This window comes from Pseudomonas chlororaphis subsp. piscium (assembly GCF_003850345.1).
In the GTDB taxonomy this organism is placed as follows: Bacteria; Pseudomonadota; Gammaproteobacteria; order Pseudomonadales; family Pseudomonadaceae; genus Aquipseudomonas; species Aquipseudomonas piscium.
The window spans coordinates 631,072-651,106 of the sequence record NZ_CP027707.1 but is presented as its reverse complement, the minus strand read 5'-3'; the positions used below and the strand labels follow the sequence as shown (position 1 = coordinate 651,106).

Sequence of the window (20,035 nt, the reverse complement as noted above, 5' to 3'; positions counted from 1 at the left end):
AAGCATTCAAGCCTTGTGGAAACTCAAGCCCGGAATTGCCCCAGACTGGCCTTCAGCTGCGCTGCCAGGCCATCCAGCACCTTGCCACTGGCCGTGGTCTCCACCACCGCCTGAGCCGCACGCTCGGCCTGGGCATGGATGGTTTCAACCCGACCGCGCACCGCTTGCGCACCCTGAGCCTGATGGGCCGCCGCCTGGGTCGCCAGGCCAATCGCCGCGTGCACCTGCTCCACCGATGACTGCACCGACTGCTGCAACCGTGCACTGTCACGCAACACCAGCAGACCTTCGCTGGCCTGCCTTCCGGCCTGGCCGATCGCCGCCACCGCCTCGCGCGCGCCCTGCTGCAGAGCTCCAATGTGCGCCTGGATATCCCCGGTGGAGCTTTGCGTCTTGCTCGCCAACGCCCTGACTTCGTCGGCCACCACCGCAAAGCCGCGCCCTGTTTCCCCGGCCCGCGCCGCTTCGATGGCCGCATTCAAGGCCAACAGGTTGGTCTGTTCGGCTATGCCGTGAATCACCGTCAACACCACCTCGATCTGCTCGCTCTGCTGCGCCAGACGCTCGATGACCTTGGCCCCCGTGTCGACCTGCCCCGCCAGCGCCTCGATCAGGCCGCCCACCTGGGCCGAGGTCCGGGTGTTTTCGTCGGTTGCCTGGCGGATCTCCACCACCTGCTGCAAGGCTGCCTGCATCGCCTGGCTTTCCGCCTGGGCTTCGTCAGCCATCTGCGACAGCGCCCTCAAGCTTTCCGCCACCTCGTCACGCTGAGCCTCGGCCGCGGCATCCGCCCCGGCATTACGCAGGCTCATCGCACCGATTTCGACACCGGTGCGCTGCGCCACATCGCCCGCCTCACGTACGATCGGCTGCAACTTGTCGACAAAGCGGTTGACCGCCGACGCCATGTCGCCAATCTCATCATTGCTGTTGAGTTGGACCCGTTTAGTCAGGTCGCCCTCACCGGCCGCCAGATCGTTCAACGCGGCGATCAGTAGATGCAGCTTGCTGACCACTCGCCGCCCCAGCACCACCGCCAGCAACAGCAAGACCCCGCAGCCCACCAGCGCCAGGCCCATGCCGATGCGCCAGCGCAGGGTGGCCGCCGCATCCTGCACAGTACCGGCGGTATTGGCCTGCATGTCCGAAGCCGTGGTCTGCGCCGACTGCAGACGCGCGCGCATGGCCGCCGAACTGTCCGCCGAAGCGCCCTTGAGGCTATCGCCGACCAGCTGGTCGCTGCTGGCAATCAAGGCTGCGAAACGCTTGTCCAGCGCCACCACGTCCGCCTCGACCGACGCCGTGGAGACCCCCATCAGCACCTTGCCGATCTCCACGCCGTTAGGACTGATGGAAGCCTCCAGGTAGTAGACCGATGGATCGTTCTTGGCCGCGTCCAGCACCTTGTCCAAAGCGCGGTCGCCCTTGCCCTTTTCCAGCAGCGCCTTGTTGATCGGGTTTTCCCGGTTCAGATAGCGGGTCAGGTGCTCGCCATTGGCGTCGTCATACACCACGAACAGCACATTGGGATTGCGCTGGGCGCGCCGGGCAAACTCGGAAAGGGTCGGGACGTCGCTGTCCCACATGGCGCGCGGCGCCACCGAAGCAAGCAGTTGGGCCATATCGTTGGCCGAATCCTTGAGATCCTTCTCCAGCGTCGCTCGCAATTGCACCTGCTCTTCCTCCAGGCGCGAGGACAGCCCGGCGGTCAATCGTTGCCGAGTACTGCTGGAAAGGCTTTCCAGGCTCGAGGTGACTTCGCGAGCCGCCTGCTCCAGTTCGCCGGACAGCTTCTGGCTGTCGACGCCCAGACGAGCGGCCAGGTCGGCCTCCAGCGCCGTCACCGTGCTCCGGGTCAGGGCAACGGCAACCAGCACCTGCACCAAAAGGGCGATACCAAGGGTAACGAACACAGGCCGCAACAGACGGCTTTGTAACAGTGAGAGAACGGCCGACACAGGAAATCCCTCTACTTCAACGCCATCAAACTGATGGCACTTTGGAAGAAGAAATCACAGCAAGGGTCGTGCCGCCTGGCAGGCAGAAACGACAAAGGCCCCTGAAGAGGGGCCTTTGTTTTTTACATCAACGACTTATCAAGCAAACGGGTGACGCAGAACGATGGTCTCGTTGCGGTCCGGGCCTGTCGAAATAATGTCGATCGGCGCGCCGACCAGCTCTTCGATACGCTTGATGTAGGCACGGGCAGCGGCCGGCAACTCTTCCAGGGTCTTGGCACCCAGGGTCGACTCGCTCCAGCCTGGCATCTGCTCGTACACCGGCTCCAGGCCGATGTAGCTGTCGGCGTCGGTTGGTGCGTCGATGACTGCACCATCCTGGTTCTTGTAGCCCACGCAGATGTTGATGGTTTCCAGGCCGTCCAGCACGTCCAGCTTGGTCAGGCACAGGCCCGAGATGCTGTTGACGTCGATGGCGCGACGCAGGATGACGGCGTCGAACCAGCCGCAACGACGGGCACGCCCGGTGGTTGCACCGAACTCATGGCCACGCTTGGCCAGGAAAGCGCCCACGTCGTCGAACAGTTCGGTCGGGAACGGACCCGAACCCACGCGAGTGGTGTAAGCCTTGGTGATGCCCAGGATGTAGTCCAGGTACATCGGGCCCACGCCCGAACCAGTGGCGATGCCACCGGCAGTGGTGTTGGAGCTGGTGACGTACGGGTAGGTACCGTGGTCGATGTCCAGCAACGAGCCCTGGGCGCCTTCGAACATGATGTCCTTGCCCGCGCGACGCAACTGGTGCAGCTCGGCGGTCACGTCCAGCATCATCGGCTTGAGCAGCTCGGCGTATTCCATGCACTCGTCGAGCGTCTTCTGGAAGTCGATGGCCGGCTCTTTGTAGTAATTGACCAGTACGAAGTTGTGGTAGTCCAGCAACTCGCCCAGCTTCGCGGCGAAACGCTCGCGGTGGAACAGGTCGCCGATACGCAGACCGCGACGAGCGACCTTGTCTTCGTAAGCCGGGCCGATGCCGCGACCGGTGGTACCGATCTTCTGCTCGCCACGGGCTTTTTCACGCGCCTGGTCCAGCGCTACGTGGTAGGACAGGATCAGCGGGCAGGATGGGCTGATACGCAGGCGCTCACGCACCGGTACGCCTTTCTCTTCCAGCTTGACGATCTCACGCAGCAAGGCGTCCGGCGCAACCACCACACCGTTGCCGATCAGGCACTGAACGCCTTCGCGCAGCACACCCGAAGGGATCAGGTGCAAGACGGTTTTTTCGCCGTCGATCACCAGGGTGTGGCCAGCGTTGTGGCCACCTTGGTAGCGCACTACGGCGGCAGCATGTTCGGTCAGCAGATCAACGATCTTGCCTTTGCCCTCATCACCCCACTGGGTGCCCAGGACTACGACATTCTTACCCATAACACTTGTCCTCATTCGCGCAAACTTGGTGCCGGCAACGGCCGGCGGGAAAACTCAAGAAGCCAGCGGCAATACTTGCCAAAGCCCGTTCTGCTGAATCAATTGCCGGTCGCAGTCCGCTTCACGGGCGGCGGCCAATGGTTGTCCAGGCAAGGCCTGAACCACGCGCTGACCCTCACTGCGCAACCGGCAAACCTGCTGCCAGAGGGCTGCATCCGTACTGTCCGGCATCCAGATACCGCCAGACGGTAGCTCGATCTCAGCACGCCCCAGGGTCACCAGGGTTTTCAAATCGGTAGAGAAGCCAGTTGCCGGACGGGCGCGACCGAAGTCGGCGCCGATGTCGTCGTAACGACCGCCCTGGGCAATGGACTGGCCAACGCCCGGCACGAACACTGCGAACACCACACCGGTGTGGTAGTGGTAACCGCGCAGCTCGCCCAGGTCGAAGTACAGCGGCAGTTCAGGGAAACGCACGGAAAGACGCTCGGCAATCGCCAGCAGGTCGTCCAGGGCCGCCAGCACCGGCGCCGGCGCATTGGCCAGACGCTCGCGGGCCGCAGCCAGCACTTCACGGCCGCCGCACAGATCGACCAGCGCCCGCAGCATGCCGGACAGATCGGCCGGCAGGCCTTCGGTCAAGGTAATGACCTCGTCGATGGCCTTGCGTTGCAGGGCATCGAACAGTTGCTGTTCCACTTCGCCGGAGAGGCCGGCCGCACGGGCCAGGCCACGGTAGATACCGACATGCCCCAGGTCCATGTGCACATCCGGCACATCGGCCAGTTGCAGCATCGCCAGCATCAGGCTGATGACTTCCACGTCGCTGCTCGGGCTCGCGTCGCCGTACAACTCGGCGCCCAGCTGGATCGGGCTGCGCGAGGACGACAAGGCGCGCGGCTGCGCATGCAGCACGCTACCGGCATAACACAGGCGGCTTGGACCTTCACGACGCAGGGTATGCGCATCGATGCGGGCCACCTGCGGCGTAATGTCGGCGCGGAAACCCATCTGCCGACCCGATTGCGGGTCGATGACCTTGAAGGTACGCAGGTCGAGGTCCTGGCCCGCGCCAGTCAGCAAGGATTCCAAGTACTCGATATGAGGGGTCACGACGAACTCGTAACCCCAGCTCTGGAACAGATCCAACACCTGACGACGCGCAACTTCAATGCGCGCCGCCTCAGGTGGCAGTACTTCTTCGATGCCATCTGGCAGCAGCCAGCGGTCTACCGTTGCCATTACGCCATTCCCCTGTGATCCAGGCGGCCAGCCTATGGGCGGGCCTTGAGTGAAGCAGAAAATGATCGGCTCATGCGCAAACCACGCGCATGGGCGACGGGGCGAAAAGCCTGAAACCGGCTTCGCCACTCACTTTCCTCGAAAAAACCTGTCGAGTCGTTCAACTCGCCGTCTTGCACCAACAACCACAATCAAACGTGCAGACGCAAAAAAGCCGGGAATTTCCCGGCTGCCGCATCATACACTCGTTTTCCCAAAGGATCACCCCGCCAGACACTTTAGCCGCCGGGCGGGGCGATTCAGGTCAACGTCGCATCAAGGCTTGGCCTTTTCCAGGTAACGGAAAAAGTCGCTGCTTGGGTCGAGGACCATGACGTCGGATTTGTTCGCGAAGCTTTCACGATAGGCACGCAGGCTACGGTAGAAACCGTAGAACTCCTGGTCCTGACCGTAGGCCTTGGAGTAGATGGCTGCGGCCTGGGCGTCGCCATCACCGCGAATCTCCTCGGACTCACGATAGGCTTCGGCCAGCAGTACGCGGCGCTGACGATCGGCGTCGGCACGAATACCTTCCGCCAGCTCGTTACCCTTGGCGCGGTGTTCGCGAGCTTCACGCTCACGCTCGGTGCTCATACGCTCGAAGACGCTGCGGTTCACTTCCTTCGGCAAGTCGATGGCCTTGACCCGGACATCGACCACTTCGATGCCCAGCTCTTTCTCGGCCATCTTGTTGAGCGAAGCCGTGATATCCGCCATCAGCGCATCACGCTCACCGGAAACCACTTCGTGCAGGGTGCGCTTACCGAACTGGTCACGCAGGCCCGACTCCAGACGACGGGAAAGACGCTCGTCGGCGATCTGCTTGAGGCCGGAAGTCGCAGTGTAGAAACGCTCCGCATCCTTCACGCGCCATTTGGCATAGGCATCGACCATCACGGCTTTCTTTTCCAGCGTCAGGAAACGCTGGGTCGGTGCGTCCAGGGTCATCAGGCGAGCGTCGAACTTACGCACCTGGTTCACATAGGGCACTTTCACATGCAGGCCCGGCTGAACGTCAGCCTGGACCACACGACCGAACTGCAGCAACACCGCACGCTCGGTCTGAGCCACGATGTAGAAGCAGTTCCAGGCAGCGATCGCCACGACGACGCCGACGATAAGGGCGATCAGCGATTTATTGCTCATCAGCGACTCTCCCTGGTACGCGCTTGCTGTTGCTGCAGATCAGCTGCCGCACGCGCATTCGCTTCGTTGCTGCTGGCTGCTGCGCCGGTCACCGGAGCATTGGTGCTGCGGCCACTCTCGACCATCTTGTCCAACGGCAGGTACAGCAGATTGCTCTGGCCGTTCTTGTTGCCGGTCACGAGAACCTTGCTGGTATTGCTGAAGACTTCCTGCATGGTGTCCAGGTACAGACGCTCACGAGTGACCTCAGGCGCCTTGCGGTACTCGGCCACCAGCTTGGTGAAGCGATCGGCCTCACCCTTGGCGCGGGAAACCACTTCGCCACGGTAGCCGTTGGCATCCTCGATGATGCGCTGGGCCTGACCACGGGCTTCCGGCACGACGCCGTTGGCGTAGGTTTCAGCCTGGTTGCGCGAACGCTGCTCATCTTCACGGGCGCGGATCACGTCATCGAAGGCTTCCTGCACTTCACGCGGTGCCGCTGCGCTCTGTACGTTCACCTGGGTAACGGTGATACCGGTGCGATAGGTATCGAGGAAACGCTGCAGACGCTCCTTGATCTCGCTGGCCATCAATTCACGACCTTCGGTCAGCACCTGGTCCATCGCGGTGGAACCCACTACGTGGCGCAGGGCACTGTCGGTGGCGTGCTGCAGGCTGATTTCCGGCTGATCGACGTTCAGCACGAAGTCCTGCAGGTTGCTGATCTTGTACTGCACGGTCAGCGGCACTTCGACGATGTTTTCGTCTTCAGTCAGCATTTGACCCTGCTTGGTGTAGGCACGCTCACGCGTGACGTTTTCCATGTACTTGCGATCAATCGGCGGGAAGTAGATGTTCAGGCCCGGGCCGACGGTTTCGTAGTACTTGCCGAAGCGCAGCACCACAGCCTGCTCCTGCTCGTCCACGACATACACCGCGCTGTACAGCCACACGGCCGCCAGCACGGCCAGACCGATACCGAGCAGGCCGAGACCGCCGCCCTTACCGGAACTGCCACCGTCGTCACCACGTTTCTTACCACCACCGAACAACCCATTCAGGCTTTCCTGCAGCTTGCGGAAGGCCTCGTCGAGATCCGGTGGCCCCTTGCGGTCGCCATTGTTGCGGCGCTTACCACCCCAAGGATCCTGATTATTCGAGTTGCCACCCGGCTCATTCCAAGCCATAGCGCTCTCCATCTGATAAAGCAAAGACGCACCCACGGCGCGCCGACCAATGCTACAGAATGCCTGCTACAGCGGCACAACCGCTTTCTCAGGCTTTTATTGCAAAGTGTGTTGCTCGATGAACTCCAGCGGCTGCATGCCTTCGCGGCTTACCAGTCGATTCAGCTCGACTCGTGGCAAGCGGACAGCCAGCAGGCTGACGCCTTCCTCGTCGTGATCTTCTTTCTGCACTGCGCCCAACTCGAAGAACTGCGCTCGCAGTCGAGCAAAACGCTGCGGCAAGCGCAAGGTGCCGACAAACAAATCCTCGCCCAGCAGTTCGGCAATGGCCTGCTTGAGCAGGTCCAGCCCCTGCCCCTCACGGGCCGACAACCAGACTCGCTGCGGCTTGCCGTCGGCATCGCGCTGGATCTGCGGGTCTACCCCCTCGAGCAAATCGAGTTTGTTATAGACCTCCAGTATCGGCAAGTCCTGGGCCCCGATCTCGCCGAGCACCACCATGACCTGTTCGATCTGGGCCATGCGCTCGGGCTCATGGGCATCGATCACATGCAACAGCAGGTCGGAGTTGCTCGACTCTTCGAGCGTAGCCCGAAACGCCTCGACCAGTTTGTGCGGCAGGTGACGAATGAACCCCACGGTGTCGGCCAGCACGATCGGCCCCAGATCGTCCAGCTCGAGCCGGCGCAGGGTCGGATCGAGGGTGGCGAACAGTTGGTCGGCCGCGAATACATCGGACTCGGTCACGGAGTTGAACAAGGTGGATTTGCCGGCGTTGGTGTAGCCCACCAGCGAGACCGAGGGAATATCGGCACGCTTGCGCCCACGACGGGCCTGCTCGCGCTGGCTGCGAACCTTCTCCAGCCTGGCCTTGATCTGCCGTAGGCGAATCCGCAGAAGTCGCCGGTCGGTCTCGAGCTGGGTTTCACCCGGGCCGCGCAACCCGATACCACCTTTCTGCCGCTCAAGGTGAGTCCAACCACGAACCAGACGCGTACTCATATACTCAAGCTGGGCCAGTTCTACCTGGAGCTTGCCTTCGTGAGTGCGGGCGCGCTGGGCGAAAATGTCGAGAATCAGACCCGTGCGGTCAATCACGCGACACTCGAAAATGCGTTCGAGGTTACGTTCCTGACTGGGTGTGAGGATGTGATTGAAAATCACCAGGTCGACCTGTTCGGCTTTGACCAGGTCGCGTAATTCTTCGACCTTGCCGCTGCCAACCAGGTACTTGGCGGTTGGCCGATGACGCGGCACGTTAACAAACGCGACGGTCTCGGCGCCGGCCGATATTGCCAACTCCTGAAACTCCTGCGGATCTTCGCGCGCCTCAGGGTCCTGACCATCCAAGTGAACGAGAATTGCACGTTCACCACCACCGTGGCGCTCAAAGAACAAAGGAGACTCCTATCAGGCGTTACCTGGCTCAGCGTCACCCTGTTCGGATTCGGATGCGCTAGGCAGGCGAATTGGACGAACCGGTACCACTGTCGAGATAGCGTGCTTGTAAACCATTTGGCTGACGGTGTTCTTCAGCAGGATAACGAACTGGTCGAAAGACTCGATCGTACCTTGCAGCTTGATCCCGTTGACCAGATAGATGGAAACCCCAACTTTCTCTTTACGTAAAGTATTCAAGTAAGGGTCTTGTAGCGAATGCCCTTTTGACATGTGCCGCACTCCTTTAAGGATCAATAATAAAAAATCGGAAAACAGATGGCTAAAACCGCCCCACCCCCAAGGATAGACGGCAATTGCAAGGACTCAGCTCAATATGGAGACCGTTCCCAGGTATTTCAAGGCGCGTGGCAGATTGTCGCAATCCAGGCTGTCCAGCCAGTGTAAATCAGCCCAGCTGCGTAACCAGGTGAACTGGCGCTTCGCCAATTGGCGCGTGGCAATGATGCCGCGCTCCTGCATCTCGGCGAATGTCAGCTTGCCATCCAGATGATCCCAGGCCTGTCGGTAGCCTACAGCACGTATAGACGGCAACCCGGCATGCAGGTCACTTCTAGAACGCAGAGCTACGACCTCGTCGACGAATCCCTGTTCCAACATAATTGTGAATCTTTGTGCAATACGCTCATGCAGTACCTGACGGTTTGCCGGGGCAATGGCCAAGTTCGCGACAGTATAGGGCAATTGTCCCCGTCCCGAAGCGGCTGCTTCAGTACTTTGCGCAGATTGTCGCAGTCTGTGGGCGGTCATGCTCAGGCCGCTGACCCGATAGACTTCCAGCGCCCGGGTCAGGCGCTGCGGATCATTGGGATGAATCCGCGCCGCCGATTCTGGGTCGATTGCCGCCAGTTGGTCGTGCAGGGCCTGCCAGCCAAGGCGCGCAGCTTCTTCTTCCAGCTCGGCGCGAACCTGTGGGTCGGCCGGAGGCATGTCTGCCAGGCCTTCGAGCAAAGCCTTGTAATAGAGCATCGTGCCGCCTACCAGCAGCGGAATCTTGCCACGCGCGGTGATATCGGCCATCGCCGCCAGCGCGTCGGTACGGAAATCCGCCGCCGAATAGCTCTCGGCCGGGTCGAGGATATCGATCAGGCGGTGCGGAAATTCGGCCAGGATTTCCTTGGAAGGCTTGGCGGTGCCTATGTCCATGCCACGGTAGACCAGCGCCGAATCGACGCTGATCAGCTCGCAAGGCAGAACCTTGGTGAGTTCGATGGCCAGGTCGGTCTTGCCAGCGGCAGTCGGGCCCATCAGGAAGATCGCTGGGGGAAGCTGGCTCATCAACGACCGCGCAAGAAGAGTTTGTCCAGATCGTCCAGGCCCAGCTGGGTCCAGGTCGGTCGGCCATGGTTGCATTGACCGCTGCGCTCGGTGTTTTCCATATCGCGCAACAAACCGTTCATTTCCGGCAGGGCCAGACGGCGATTGGCCCGGATCGCGCCGTGGCAGGCCATGGTGCCCAGCAACTCGTTGAGGTGCGCCTGGATACGGTCGCTGGTGCCGTATTCCATCAGGTCGGCCAGGACGTCATGCACCAGGCGGTTGGCTTCTGCCTGCTTGAGCAAGGCCGGAATCTGCCGGATCGCCAGCGACTCCGGGCCCAGGCGCTGCAACTCGAAGCCCAGGCGCTGGAACCAGCTGACGTGCTCTTCGGCACAGTCCGCTTCGCGCTGGCTGACAGCGATCGACTCTGGCACCAGCAGCGGCTGGCCGCTCAGGCCTTCGCTGGCCATCGCCACCTTCAGGCGCTCGTACATGATTCGCTCGTGGGCCGCATGCATGTCCACCAGCACCAGACCCTGGGCGTTTTCCGCAAGGATATAGATGCCTTTGAGCTGCGCCAGCGCATAGCCCAGCGGCGGGATATCGCCCTGAGCATCCGGCAAGGCCGCCGCCCCGGACTCAGGCAAGGGCGCGAAAAACTCGCGATAGGCGCTTTGCGCCTCGGCTGCCGGCAGTACTGGCTGCGGACGCGGTGTGTACTGGTACTGATAACCCGCGCCTGAACCGGTCCCGGGAGGATTGAAGGCCGGTTGGGCCTGCGGCTGTTCCAGCGTCATGTTCGCCGCCAGGCGCATTTCACCCTGAGGGCCGAACTCGCCGGCCTCGATACCGCTCGGCCGCACTATGCCGGCGACCGCTGCCGGCGCCGCCAGATGGTCTTCCGGCCGCACATCGCCCAGGGCGCGGTGCAGGGTGCCATACAGGAAGTCGTGGACCATGCGCCCGTCACGGAAGCGCACTTCGTGTTTGGTCGGGTGCACGTTGACGTCGACCACCGCCGGATCGACTTCGAAGAACAGCACAAAGGTCGGATGCCGACCGTTGAACAGCACGTCGCGGTAGGCCTGGCGCACCGCGTGGGCCACCAGCTTGTCGCGCACCGCGCGACCGTTGACGTAGAAATACTGCAGGTCCGCCTGGCTGCGGGAAAAGGTCGGCAAGCCCACCCAGCCCCACAGATGCAGGCCATTACGCTCGACTTCAATCGGCAGCGCCTGCTCGAGAAAGCCCGAACCGCACACCGCAGCGACTCGCCGCGCGCGCGCCACATCATCGTTGGCTTCATGCAGACTGAGGACACTTTTACCGTTGTGGCGCAGGTGAAAAGCCACATCGAAACGCGCCAGCGCCAGACGCTTGATCACTTCCTGCAAATGATCGAACTCGGTTTTCTCGGCCTTGAGAAACTTGCGCCGGGCCGGGGTGTTGAAGAACAGGTCGCGGACTTCCACCGAAGTACCAACCGGGTGCGCCGCCGGCTGCACGCGCGGCGCCATGTCGCGGCCTTCGGTTTCCACCTGCCAGGCCTGATCGGCCTCGCGGGTGCGGGAGGTCAGGGTCAAGCGGGCGACCGAGCTGATGGACGCCAGTGCCTCACCACGAAAGCCCAGGCTCATGACCTGCTCCAGGTCCTCGAGGTTGCGGATCTTGCTGGTGGCGTGGCGCGCCAGGGCCAGCGGCAGATCGTCCGCGGAAATCCCGCTGCCGTCGTCGCGCACCCGCAGCAGTTTGACGCCCGCCTGCTCGACATCCACATCGATGCGCTTGGCGCCGGAGTCCAGGCTGTTCTCCAGCAACTCCTTGATCACCGAGGCCGGACGCTCGACCACCTCACCGGCGGCAATCTGGTTCGCCAGTCGTGGGCTGAGCAGCTCGATGCGGGCGCTGCTGATTACTGCGTCATTCATTCCTTGGCCGCCAGTTCTGTACCCGGGATGGTGAGGGTCTGACCGATTTTCAACTCATCGCTGCTCAGGTTGTTGGCGCTGCGCAGGGTGGCGGCGGAAACCTGATAACGCACGGCGATCATCGCCAGGGTTTCCCCCGGGCTCACGCGGTGGTCGCGAGGCCCCTGGGCAATCTTCCCGGAATCACGCAGCCAGGCGATGTAGGTGCCCGGTGGAGGGTTCTGCTGGAAGAACTGCCGCACGCCACTGCTGATGGAGCGCGCCAATGCCTGCTGGTGGCTGGTGGTGGCCAGCTTCGAGGCTTCGTTGGCATTGGAGATAAAGCCGGTTTCCACCAGGATCGACGGAATGTCCGGAGACTTGAGCACCATGAACCCGGCCTGTTCGACGCGCTGCTTGTGCAGCGGGGTGACCCGGCCGATGTTGCTGAGCACTTTCTGGCCAACGTTGAGGCTAGAAGTCAGCGAAGCGGTCATGGACAGGTCCAGCAATACGCCGGCGAGCATCCGGTCCTTGTCATCGAGGCTGACGTTGCCGGCCCCGCCGATCAGGTCGGAACGGTTTTCACTGTCCGCCAGCCAACGGGCCGTCTCGGAGGTGGCGCCACGGTCGGAGAGCGCGAACACCGAGGCCCCGAAGGCCGCGCTGGACGGTGCCGCGTCGGCGTGGATCGAGACGAACAGGTCGGCGCCTTTCTTGCGGGCGATCTCGGTACGACCGCGCAGCGGGATGAAGTAGTCGCCGGTCCGGGTCAGCTCGGCGCGGAAGCCCTTGAGGCCGTTGATCTGGCGCTGCAGCTCACGGGCGATGGCCAATACCACGTCTTTCTCATGCTGGCCGCGAGAGCCGGACGCACCCGGGTCCTCGCCACCGTGACCGGCATCGATGACCACGACGATATCGCGCTTGCCGGCCGGGGCCGGTGGCAGCTTGATCTCAGGCTTGGCCGGCGTTACCGGGACGGCTGGCACGGTCGCGACATTCGGCGCGGGTGGCGGCGTCGGCGCGGCGTCCGCCGGGTTATCGAACAAGTCGACCACCAGGCGGTTGCCGTATTGGGCATTGGGCGCCAGGGTAAAGCTCTTGGGGGTGACAGCCTTTTTCAGGTCGACCACCACCCGCAGGTCGGAGGGCGTGCGCTGGGCCGAACGCATGGCGGTAATCGGCGTATTCGCCGTGGAGACATTCAGCGGCCCGCCGAGGGTCGCACCGTTGATATCGATCACCAGACGATCAGGGGCCGTCAGGGTGAAGACGCTGTGCTGCACCGGACCGGACAGGTCGAATACCAGTCGAGTGTTATCCGGTGCCCGCCACAGGCGAACGCTGCGGACCTGTGTAGCGGCCAGAGCGTCGACGGCCAATGCCGTAAGCAACAGTCCTACGACAGCAACCAACGCGCGAATGCGCATACCTAACCCCATCAATTATTTGAATTCCAACGCCAAAGCGGCACACCAGGCCTCGCCACGCGAGCCTTGAGACAACAAATGCAGGGAACGCCCGCTGTTATGCGGGCTAATGGTAATGGTCAGGTCCGGCTTTGGCAAAAACCCCGCACCACGCTGGGGCCACTCGATCAGACACAGTGCATCACCCTCGAAGTAATCGCGGATGCCGAGAAACTCCAGCTCCTCAGGATCGACCAGGCGATAAAGATCGAAGTGAAAGGCCCGCACATCGCCGATCTCGTAGGGCTCGACCAGGGTAAAGGTCGGGCTTTTCACCGCGCCGGCATGTCCCAGGCCACGGATGAGGCCCCGGGACAGCGTGGTTTTCCCCGCTCCCAGATCGCCTTCCAGAAAGATCACGCCCAGCCCTTGAGTGATCTGTGCTAGGCGCGCGCCAAAGGCGATCATGGCGTCTTCGTCTGCCAGATACAGGGTTATTTCAGACACGGTGCTTGCTCCTCCAGCAACTGACGAATGGCCGGAATCAGATCGCTGGCCGCCAGCCCCCGGCCCAATTTACCTTGATGCTCGCCCGCGACGGCATGCAGCCAGACCGCCAGGCAAGCGCTATCGAACGCCGGCATCCCCTGGGCCAGCAGGGCCCCGACCAGACCGGCCAGCACATCCCCCAGCCCCGCCGAGGCCATGGCCGGATGCCCCCGGTCGCAACGAGCCAGACGGCCGTCAGGGCTGGCAACCAGGCTTCCTGCGCCCTTCAGGATGGCGACAGCTGTGTATTTTTTGCTCAGCGCCCGAGCTGCGGCCGGGCGATCCTCCTGCACCTGCGCGGTGGAAATCCCCAGCAGCCGCGCAGCCTCCCCCGGATGCGGGGTGATCACGCTACCTGGCGGCAAGGTCAAACCGCCCTTGGCCAGCAGATTGAGCGCGTCGGCGTCCCAGACCTGGGGTCGTGGCGCATTGGCGGCGGCAGATAAAAGGCTGTGCCCCCAGGCCGCCTGGCCCAGCCCGGGCCCGGCCACGATGATCGAGGCCTGCTCCAGCAAGCCCATCAACTGGTTGGCCGAGTCCGTGCCCAAGGCCATGACCTCCGGGATCCGCGCCAGAGCGGCCACAACGTGCTCGCTGCGCGTCGCCAGAGACACCATCCCGGCACCGCTGCGCAAGGCACTCTCAGCGCAGAGCAGCGCCGCACCGCCAAACCCGCGATCGCCGCCGATCAGCAACAGGTGCCCGAACTGGCCTTTATGGGCGCTTGGCGAACGGGCGGCCAGCCGCGGCAATGTGCCGGGCGTCAGCAACTGAATGTCGGGTAAAGGGTGTTTTGTCTGCGGCATGCGTCTTCGGGCTCCGATGTCTGGCAGAATTATACGCACCTCAGCCCCGGTTTCTCTCGCCTCATGCCTGCCATTACCACCGATCTGCCCGCCCTCGCCCAATCGATCAAGGATTGGGGCCGCGAGCTGGGCTTTCAGCAAGTCGGCATCAGCGGCCTGGACCTGGCCGAGCATGAACAGCACCTGGAGCGCTGGCTCGAAGCGGGCTACCACGGCGAGATGGACTACATGGGCGCCCACGGCAGCAAACGCTCCCATCCGGACGAGCTGGTGCCCGGCACTCTGCGCGTGGTGTCCCTGCGCATGGATTACCTGCCCGGCGATACCCAGATGGCGCAACGCCTGGCCCAGCCGGAAAAAGCCTATGTCTCGCGCTACGCCCTGGGCCGCGATTATCACAAGCTGATCCGCAAGCGCGTGCAGCAACTGGCCGAGCGCATCCAGAAGGAAATCGGCCCGTTCGGCTATCGCGCCTTCGTCGATAGCGCCCCGGTGCTGGAAAAAGCCATCGCCGAACAGGCCGGGCTCGGCTGGATCGGCAAGAACACCCTGGTACTCAACCGCAAGGCTGGCAGTTACTTCTTCCTCAGCGAACTGTTCGTCGACCTGCCATTGCCGGTGGACGAACCCCACGCCAGCGAGCATTGCGGCCGCTGCACGGCGTGCCTGGACATCTGCCCGACCAATGCCTTCGTCGGCCCTTATGTACTGGACGCCCGGCGCTGCATTTCGTACCTGACCATCGAACTGAAAAACGCCATTCCCGAGGACCTGCGCCCACTGATCGGCAATCGGGTGTTCGGCTGCGACGACTGCCAGATCGTCTGCCCGTGGAACCGCTTCGCCCGCCCTTCCGGCGAAGGCGACTTCAAGCCGCGCCACAATCTCGACAATGCCGAGCTGGCCGAACTCTTCATGTGGGACGAGGACAAATTTCTCAGCAGCACCGAAGGCTCGCCGCTACGCCGCGCCGGCTACGAGCGCTGGCTGCGCAATCTGGCGGTAGGGCTGGGCAACGCGCCGTCGAGCATTCCGGTGCTGGAAGCCCTGAAGGCCCGTCGGGACTACCCGTCAGAACTGGTGCGCGAACACGTGGAATGGGCGCTGAAGCAGCATGCCAGCCGTCACTGCTCGTCGTTGTAGACGAACTTGGGCATTTCCCAGTGAAAGCGGATCGCCAGCAGACGCAGTAGGAAACCACCGAACAGGGTGATCAGGATCGACTGCTCGCCGGGCAATTGCAGATAGATGCAGAGCATGTAGCACCAGGCCGCGGCGAACGAGACGCTGGCATACAGCTCGCGACGGAAGATCAACGGAATATCGTTGCAGAAGATGTCCCGCAGGATGCCGCCGAACACCCCGGTAATCACCCCGCTGACCGATGCCACCACCATGCCGTGGCCCATTTCCAGGGCGGTCATGCAACCGATCAGGGTGAAAGCCACCAGCCCCACGGCGTCGAGCACCAGGAACAGCGAACGCAGATGGCGCATCAAGGGCGCGATAAAGATGGTCACCAGGGCCGCGACCGAGGTCAGCACCAGGTATTCCGGGTGCTTGACCCAGGTCAGCGGGTAATGCCCCAGCAACACGTCACGCACCGAACCGCCGCCCAGGGCCGTGACGCAAGCGATCAACACCACCCCGAACCAGTCCATGCCGCGACGACCGGCAGACAAGGCGCCAGTCATGGCTTCGGCGGTAATGGCAATCAGGTAAAGCATCAGCAGCATGATGGCGGTCCTTACAGGAAGGCGCGCAGTCTACTCAGTTGCTGCTGGCACCAAAAGGGGGCGCCAGCTGGAATTGCTGGAGACTCCGGCGCGAGCTATCGCGGGCAAGCCTCGCTCCTACGGATCACTCGGACTTGTAAGAGCGAGGCTTGCCCGCGATGAATTCAACGCCAAACCATCAGAGCTTGATGAAGTGCTTGCGGTAATGCTGCAGCTCGGCGATGGACTCGCGGATGTCGTCCAAGGCCAGGTGGGTGCCGCCTTTCTTGAAGCTGTCGCGCACGTCCGGCGCCCAGCGGGCCGCCAGTTCCTTGAGGGTGGAAACGTCAAGGTTGCGGTAGTGGAAGTAGCTTTCCAGCGCCTTCATATGGCGATACAGGAAGCGGCGATCCTGGCAGATGCTGTTGCCACAGATCGGCGACTTGCCCTTGGGCACCCACTGTTCCAGGAAAGCGATGGTCTGCGCTTCGGCTTCAGCCATGCTGATGCGGCTTTCACGCACGCGCTGGGTCAGCCCAGAACCGCCATGCTGACGGGTGTTCCACTCATCCATGCCGGCGAGAATTTCATCGCTCTGGTGGATGGCGATGACCGGGCCTTCAGCCAAGGTATTGAGATTGCTATCGGTGACGATGGTCGCCATCTCGATGATGACGTCGGTATCAGGGTTCAGACCGGTCATTTCCAGATCGATCCAGATCAGATTCTGCGGGTTTTGCATGTGTGGGCTCCTCGGCGTAGTTGCGCAGTTTAGCCTAGAGGGACCTGCTGGCGTGCTAAACTCGCGGCCGTTTTACCTAACCGCCGCATTCTCGACACGGAACACCAATGGCCAAACGCCAGCTCAATCGTCGCCAAAACTGGCGCATCGAAAAGATTCAAGGCGAACGCGCCGCCCGCGCCGCCAAACGTGAATCCTCTGCCGTGGAAGCACTGGAAGGCGGCGATCTCGGCCCCGAACAGACCGGCCTGGTGATCGCTCACTTCGGCGTGCAGGTCGAGGTCGAGGCGCGCGAGGGCGAACTGGCCGGCCAGGTGTTCCGCTGCCACTTGCGCGCCAACCTGCCGGCGCTGGTGACCGGCGATCAGGTGGTCTGGCGCCCGGGCAACCAGGGCATCGGCGTGATCGTCGCGCAACTGCCGCGCCACACCGAACTCTGCCGTCCGGACAGCCGCGGCCAGCTCAAGCCGGTCGCTGCCAACGTCGACATGATCGTGATCGTCTTCGCCCCGCTGCCCGAGCCCCATGCCAACCTGATCGACCGTTACCTGGTAGCGGCCGAACATGCCGGCATCCGCCCGCTGCTGCTGCTCAACAAGTTCGACCTGATCGACGAGCAGAACGCCCCTGCCCTGAACGCCCTGTTGGCGGTCTATCGGCAACTAGGCTATCCGGTGCTGGAAGTCTCGGCCCACCACGGCAATGGCATGGAACAGCTGCAAGCGCAGCTGGACGGGCGGATCAGCGTGTTCGTCGGCCAGTCTGGCGTGGGCAAGTCGTCGCTGGTGAACAGCCTGCTGCCGGACGTCGAAACCCGCGTCGGGCCCTTGTCGGAACTGTCCGGCCAGGGCACCCACACCACCACCACCGCGCGCCTGTTCCACTTCCCGGGCGGCGGTGAACTGATCGACTCCCCGGGGATTCGCGAATTCGGCCTGGGCCACGTCAGCCGCGCCGATGTCGAAGCGGGTTTCATCGAGTTCAACGACCTGTTGGGCACCTGCCGCTTCCGCGACTGCAAGCATGACCGCGAACCGGGCTGCGCCCTGCTCAAGGCCCTGGAAGACGGCCGGATCCAGCAGCAACGGATGAACAGCTATCGCTCGATCATCGCCAGCCTGCCGGACAGCAGCTATTAATAGGTAGCACCACGCAGAAACAAAAAAGGCCGCGATGATCGCGGCCTTTTTTATCAAGCACTCTTTAACAGAACCTGCTGTTACCCATCACCGCGCAGCGGGAGGCGTAGCTGCGGGTGCAGCCGCACCTTCGGTCTTCGGTGCAGCGTCGTCGAAGATATTCAGGCGCTCGCGCAGCTCATGGGCCGGCAAAGGCTCCTGCTCCGGCGGCAAGGCGTTCGGATCGACCGGCACTTCACCCGGGGCGCCCTGGCCCTGGGTTGGCGCCGGAGCCTCGGGAGCGACTTCACCTTCGATCGCGCGCTGGGCCTTCTTGGTCAGCACTACGATGTCGATACGCCGGTTGATCGGATTGAACGGATCCTTGCGATCGAACAGCGACGACGAGGCATAACCCACCACACGAGCCACCTGACCGTCCGGATAGCTGCCCGCCACCAGCGCCCGACGCGCGGCGTTGGCACGGTTGGCCGAAAGCTCCCAGTTGCCGAAATCGCCAGTGCCCGCGTAAGGCTTGGCATCGGTGTGACCGCTGATGCTGATCTTGTTCGGCACCGCCTTGATGGTGTCGGCCATGGCCAGCAGGATGTCCTCGAAGTACGGCTTCAGACGCGCACTGCCGGAGTCGAACATCGGCCGGTTTTCCGAATCGATGATTTGGATACGCAGGCCGTCCGGAGTGATCTCGAACAGGATCTGGTCCTTGAACTTCTGCAACTGCGGGTTTTCTTCGACCTTGTTCTGCAACTCCTGCAGCAACAGTTCCAGACGCTCTCTTTCAACCTGCTCGGCCATGCTCTCGACCTGATCGGTGTCGACCGTAACCTTGTCCGGCTGCGGCTGCGACTTGATCTCGGGGTTGAGCGTATTTTCCGGTGCCAGCTCGGGAGAACCGCCCAGGTCGATGATGTAGGGCGTGCCGCTTTCCGAGAAGCCGATCGGGTCCTTGAAGTAACCGGCGATGGCGATCTTCTGTTCCGGGGTGGCGGTGGACAACAGCCACAGCACCAGGAAGAACGCCATCATCGCCGTGGCGAAGTCGGCGAAAGCGATCTTCCACGCCCCGCCGTGATGCCCGCCGGCAAAGCGCTTGACGCGCTTGATGATAATCGGCTGATTGTTTTCCATGGCTTAGCGACCGCGAACCGCTTGTTCCAGCTCGGCGAAGCTCGGACGGTGCGCCGGGTACAGCACCTTGCGCCCGAACTCCACGGCCAGCGATGGCGGCATGCCGGAAGCCGAGGCCACCAGGGAGGCCTTGATGGCTTCATAGACGTTCAGCTCTTCCTTGGCGTCGTGCGCCAGGGAATGGGCCAGCGGGCCGAAGAAGCCGTAGGCCGCGAGAATACCGAAGAAGGTACCGACCAGCGCCGCACCTACGTGCAGGCCGATGGACTTCTGGTCGCCATCGCCCAGGGACGCCATTGTCACCACGATACCCAGTACCGCCGCGACGATACCGAAACCCGGCATGCCGTCGGCGATGCCGTTGACCGCATGGGACGGATGCTCGAGGTCTTCCTTGAGGCTGAACAGCTCCATGTCGAACAGGCCTTCCAGCTCGTGGGGAGCCATGTTGCCGGAGGACATGATGCGCAGGTAGTCACAGATGAACGCGGTCATGCGCTCGTCTTTGAGTACGGATGGGTACTTGGCGAAAATCGGGCTGGCGGCGGCATCTTCGATATCGCCCTCGATCGCCATCATGCCTTCGCGGCGGCTCTTGTTGAGGATCTCGTAGATCAGCCCCAGCACTTCCAGGTAGAAGGTCTGGGAAAAACGCGAACCGAACATCCCCAAGGACTTCTTGAGCACGTGCATGGTCATGTAGCCGGGGTTCGCCTGCAGGAACGCCCCCAGCGCGGCGCCACCGATAATCAGAACCTCGAAAGGCTGGATCAGGGCGGCAATCTTGCCGTGAGAAAGCACGTATCCGCCGAGCACGCTCGCGAACACGACGATGATGCCGATAATTTTAGCCATAGGTAGGAAGGTACTTACTGAGTCGGGTTCAAGGTCATATTCGGAAGTTCTTAAAACTCTTCTTCTACTTATCGGCAAA

18 protein-coding genes are annotated in these 20,035 nt (G+C 62.5%); 2 read left to right on the top strand and 16 right to left on the bottom strand.

The window, feature by feature from the left end; genetic code table 11:
- Positions 1-23: 23 nt before the first annotated feature.
- The 12 genes from C4K38_RS02905 to C4K38_RS02850 all read right to left on the bottom strand — a co-directional run bounded on the left by C4K38_RS02905 (position 24) and on the right by C4K38_RS02850 (position 14,377).
- A complete protein-coding gene (locus tag C4K38_RS02905) occupies positions 24-1,958 on the bottom strand; it encodes a methyl-accepting chemotaxis protein (protein WP_053277201.1) in 1,935 nt (644 codons plus the stop codon).
- A gap of 138 nt (positions 1,959-2,096) precedes the next feature.
- A complete protein-coding gene (locus C4K38_RS02900; protein ID WP_009041907.1) occupies positions 2,097-3,389 on the bottom strand; it encodes an adenylosuccinate synthase in 1,293 nt (430 codons plus the stop codon).
- Positions 3,390-3,443: 54 nt separating this feature from the next.
- Positions 3,444-4,631, bottom strand: a complete 1,188-nt coding sequence (locus C4K38_RS02895) for an ATP phosphoribosyltransferase regulatory subunit (protein ID WP_053277200.1) — start codon at positions 4,629-4,631, stop codon at positions 3,444-3,446.
- Between the two features lie 315 nt (positions 4,632-4,946).
- A complete protein-coding gene (hflC, locus tag C4K38_RS02890) occupies positions 4,947-5,816 on the bottom strand; it encodes a protease modulator HflC (protein ID WP_038582569.1) in 870 nt (289 codons plus the stop codon).
- A complete protein-coding gene (gene hflK, locus C4K38_RS02885) occupies positions 5,816-6,985 on the bottom strand; it encodes an FtsH protease activity modulator HflK (RefSeq protein ID WP_053277199.1) in 1,170 nt (389 codons plus the stop codon). Before hflK ends, hflC begins: the two co-directional genes overlap by 1 nt.
- 96 nt (positions 6,986-7,081) lie before the next feature.
- Positions 7,082-8,383, bottom strand: coding sequence for a ribosome rescue GTPase HflX (hflX, locus tag C4K38_RS02880; RefSeq protein WP_025808077.1), 1,302 nt, complete (start codon positions 8,381-8,383; stop codon positions 7,082-7,084).
- A 12-nt stretch (positions 8,384-8,395) separates the two neighbouring features.
- Positions 8,396-8,656, bottom strand: coding sequence for an RNA chaperone Hfq (gene hfq / locus C4K38_RS02875; protein ID WP_007921378.1), 261 nt, complete (start codon positions 8,654-8,656; stop codon positions 8,396-8,398).
- Positions 8,657-8,749: 93 nt separating this feature from the next.
- Positions 8,750-9,721 carry a tRNA (adenosine(37)-N6)-dimethylallyltransferase MiaA gene (miaA, locus tag C4K38_RS02870; protein ID WP_053277198.1) on the bottom strand — a complete coding sequence of 324 codons (972 nt, stop codon included), beginning with the start codon at positions 9,719-9,721 and terminating at the stop codon, positions 8,750-8,752.
- Positions 9,721-11,631 carry a DNA mismatch repair endonuclease MutL gene (mutL, locus tag C4K38_RS02865; RefSeq protein WP_053277197.1) on the bottom strand — a complete coding sequence of 637 codons (1,911 nt, stop codon included), beginning with the start codon at positions 11,629-11,631 and terminating at the stop codon, positions 9,721-9,723. Before mutL ends, miaA begins: the two co-directional genes overlap by 1 nt.
- Positions 11,628-13,055 carry an N-acetylmuramoyl-L-alanine amidase gene (locus C4K38_RS02860; protein WP_197678052.1) on the bottom strand — a complete coding sequence of 476 codons (1,428 nt, stop codon included), beginning with the start codon at positions 13,053-13,055 and terminating at the stop codon, positions 11,628-11,630. Before C4K38_RS02860 ends, mutL begins: the two co-directional genes overlap by 4 nt.
- A gap of 3 nt (positions 13,056-13,058) precedes the next feature.
- Entirely contained in the window at positions 13,059-13,529 is a 471-nt protein-coding gene (gene tsaE / locus C4K38_RS02855) for a tRNA (adenosine(37)-N6)-threonylcarbamoyltransferase complex ATPase subunit type 1 TsaE (RefSeq protein ID WP_025808080.1), read from the bottom strand.
- The gene (locus tag C4K38_RS02850; RefSeq protein WP_053277195.1) at positions 13,517-14,377 is read right to left on the bottom strand and encodes an NAD(P)H-hydrate dehydratase; all 861 of its coding nucleotides are present in this window, start codon (positions 14,375-14,377) and stop codon (positions 13,517-13,519) included. Before C4K38_RS02850 ends, tsaE begins: the two co-directional genes overlap by 13 nt.
- A gap of 63 nt (positions 14,378-14,440) precedes the next feature.
- On the opposite strand from C4K38_RS02850, the gene queG reads away from it, so the two are divergent.
- Positions 14,441-15,520 carry a tRNA epoxyqueuosine(34) reductase QueG gene (queG, locus tag C4K38_RS02845; RefSeq protein WP_025808083.1) on the top strand — a complete coding sequence of 360 codons (1,080 nt, stop codon included), beginning with the start codon at positions 14,441-14,443 and terminating at the stop codon, positions 15,518-15,520.
- Here queG and C4K38_RS02840 read toward each other — a convergent pair.
- A complete protein-coding gene (locus C4K38_RS02840) occupies positions 15,502-16,116 on the bottom strand; it encodes a trimeric intracellular cation channel family protein (RefSeq protein WP_169915460.1) in 615 nt (204 codons plus the stop codon). The genes queG and C4K38_RS02840 overlap by 19 nt on opposite strands.
- Before the next feature lie 175 nt (positions 16,117-16,291).
- A complete protein-coding gene (gene orn / locus C4K38_RS02835; protein WP_053277194.1) occupies positions 16,292-16,834 on the bottom strand; it encodes an oligoribonuclease in 543 nt (180 codons plus the stop codon).
- A gap of 107 nt (positions 16,835-16,941) precedes the next feature.
- Between orn and rsgA the strand changes: the two genes are divergently transcribed.
- The gene (gene rsgA / locus C4K38_RS02830) at positions 16,942-17,973 is read left to right on the top strand and encodes a small ribosomal subunit biogenesis GTPase RsgA (protein ID WP_009046685.1); all 1,032 of its coding nucleotides are present in this window, start codon (positions 16,942-16,944) and stop codon (positions 17,971-17,973) included.
- Between the two features lie 87 nt (positions 17,974-18,060).
- Here rsgA and motB read toward each other — a convergent pair whose 3' ends face one another.
- Together motB and motA are read right to left on the bottom strand one after the other, a co-directional pair.
- A complete protein-coding gene (gene motB / locus C4K38_RS02825; RefSeq protein WP_009046684.1) occupies positions 18,061-19,101 on the bottom strand; it encodes a flagellar motor protein MotB in 1,041 nt (346 codons plus the stop codon).
- A gap of 3 nt (positions 19,102-19,104) precedes the next feature.
- The gene (gene motA / locus C4K38_RS02820) at positions 19,105-19,956 is read right to left on the bottom strand and encodes a flagellar motor stator protein MotA (protein ID WP_007921402.1); all 852 of its coding nucleotides are present in this window, start codon (positions 19,954-19,956) and stop codon (positions 19,105-19,107) included.
- Between the last annotated feature and the right edge of the window lie 79 nt (positions 19,957-20,035).

Bases quoted from the DNA above. Each gene is read 5' to 3' on its own strand.
- C4K38_RS02900 (WP_009041907.1), bottom strand. From the start codon at position 3,389: ATGGGTAAGAATGTCGTAGTCCTGGGCACCCAGTGGGGTGATGAGGGC.
- C4K38_RS02895 (WP_053277200.1), bottom strand. From the start codon at position 4,631: ATGGCAACGGTAGACCGCTGGCTGCTGCCAGATGGCATCGAAGAAGTA.
- hflC (WP_038582569.1), bottom strand. From the start codon at position 5,816: ATGAGCAATAAATCGCTGATCGCCCTTATCGTCGGCGTCGTCGTGGCG.
- hflK (WP_053277199.1), bottom strand. From the start codon at position 6,985: ATGGCTTGGAATGAGCCGGGTGGCAACTCGAATAATCAGGATCCTTGG.
- hfq (WP_007921378.1), bottom strand. From the start codon at position 8,656: ATGTCAAAAGGGCATTCGCTACAAGACCCTTACTTGAATACTTTACGT.
- miaA (WP_053277198.1), bottom strand. From the start codon at position 9,721: ATGAGCCAGCTTCCCCCAGCGATCTTCCTGATGGGCCCGACTGCCGCT.
- mutL (WP_053277197.1), bottom strand. From the start codon at position 11,631: ATGAATGACGCAGTAATCAGCAGCGCCCGCATCGAGCTGCTCAGCCCA.
- C4K38_RS02860 (WP_197678052.1), bottom strand. From the start codon at position 13,055: ATGGGGTTAGGTATGCGCATTCGCGCGTTGGTTGCTGTCGTAGGACTG.
- C4K38_RS02850 (WP_053277195.1), bottom strand. From the start codon at position 14,377: ATGCCGCAGACAAAACACCCTTTACCCGACATTCAGTTGCTGACGCCC.
- queG (WP_025808083.1), top strand. From the start codon at position 14,441: ATGCCTGCCATTACCACCGATCTGCCCGCCCTCGCCCAATCGATCAAG.
- orn (WP_053277194.1), bottom strand. From the start codon at position 16,834: ATGCAAAACCCGCAGAATCTGATCTGGATCGATCTGGAAATGACCGGT.
- rsgA (WP_009046685.1), top strand. From the start codon at position 16,942: ATGGCCAAACGCCAGCTCAATCGTCGCCAAAACTGGCGCATCGAAAAG.
- motB (WP_009046684.1), bottom strand. From the start codon at position 19,101: ATGGAAAACAATCAGCCGATTATCATCAAGCGCGTCAAGCGCTTTGCC.
- motA (WP_007921402.1), bottom strand. From the start codon at position 19,956: ATGGCTAAAATTATCGGCATCATCGTCGTGTTCGCGAGCGTGCTCGGC.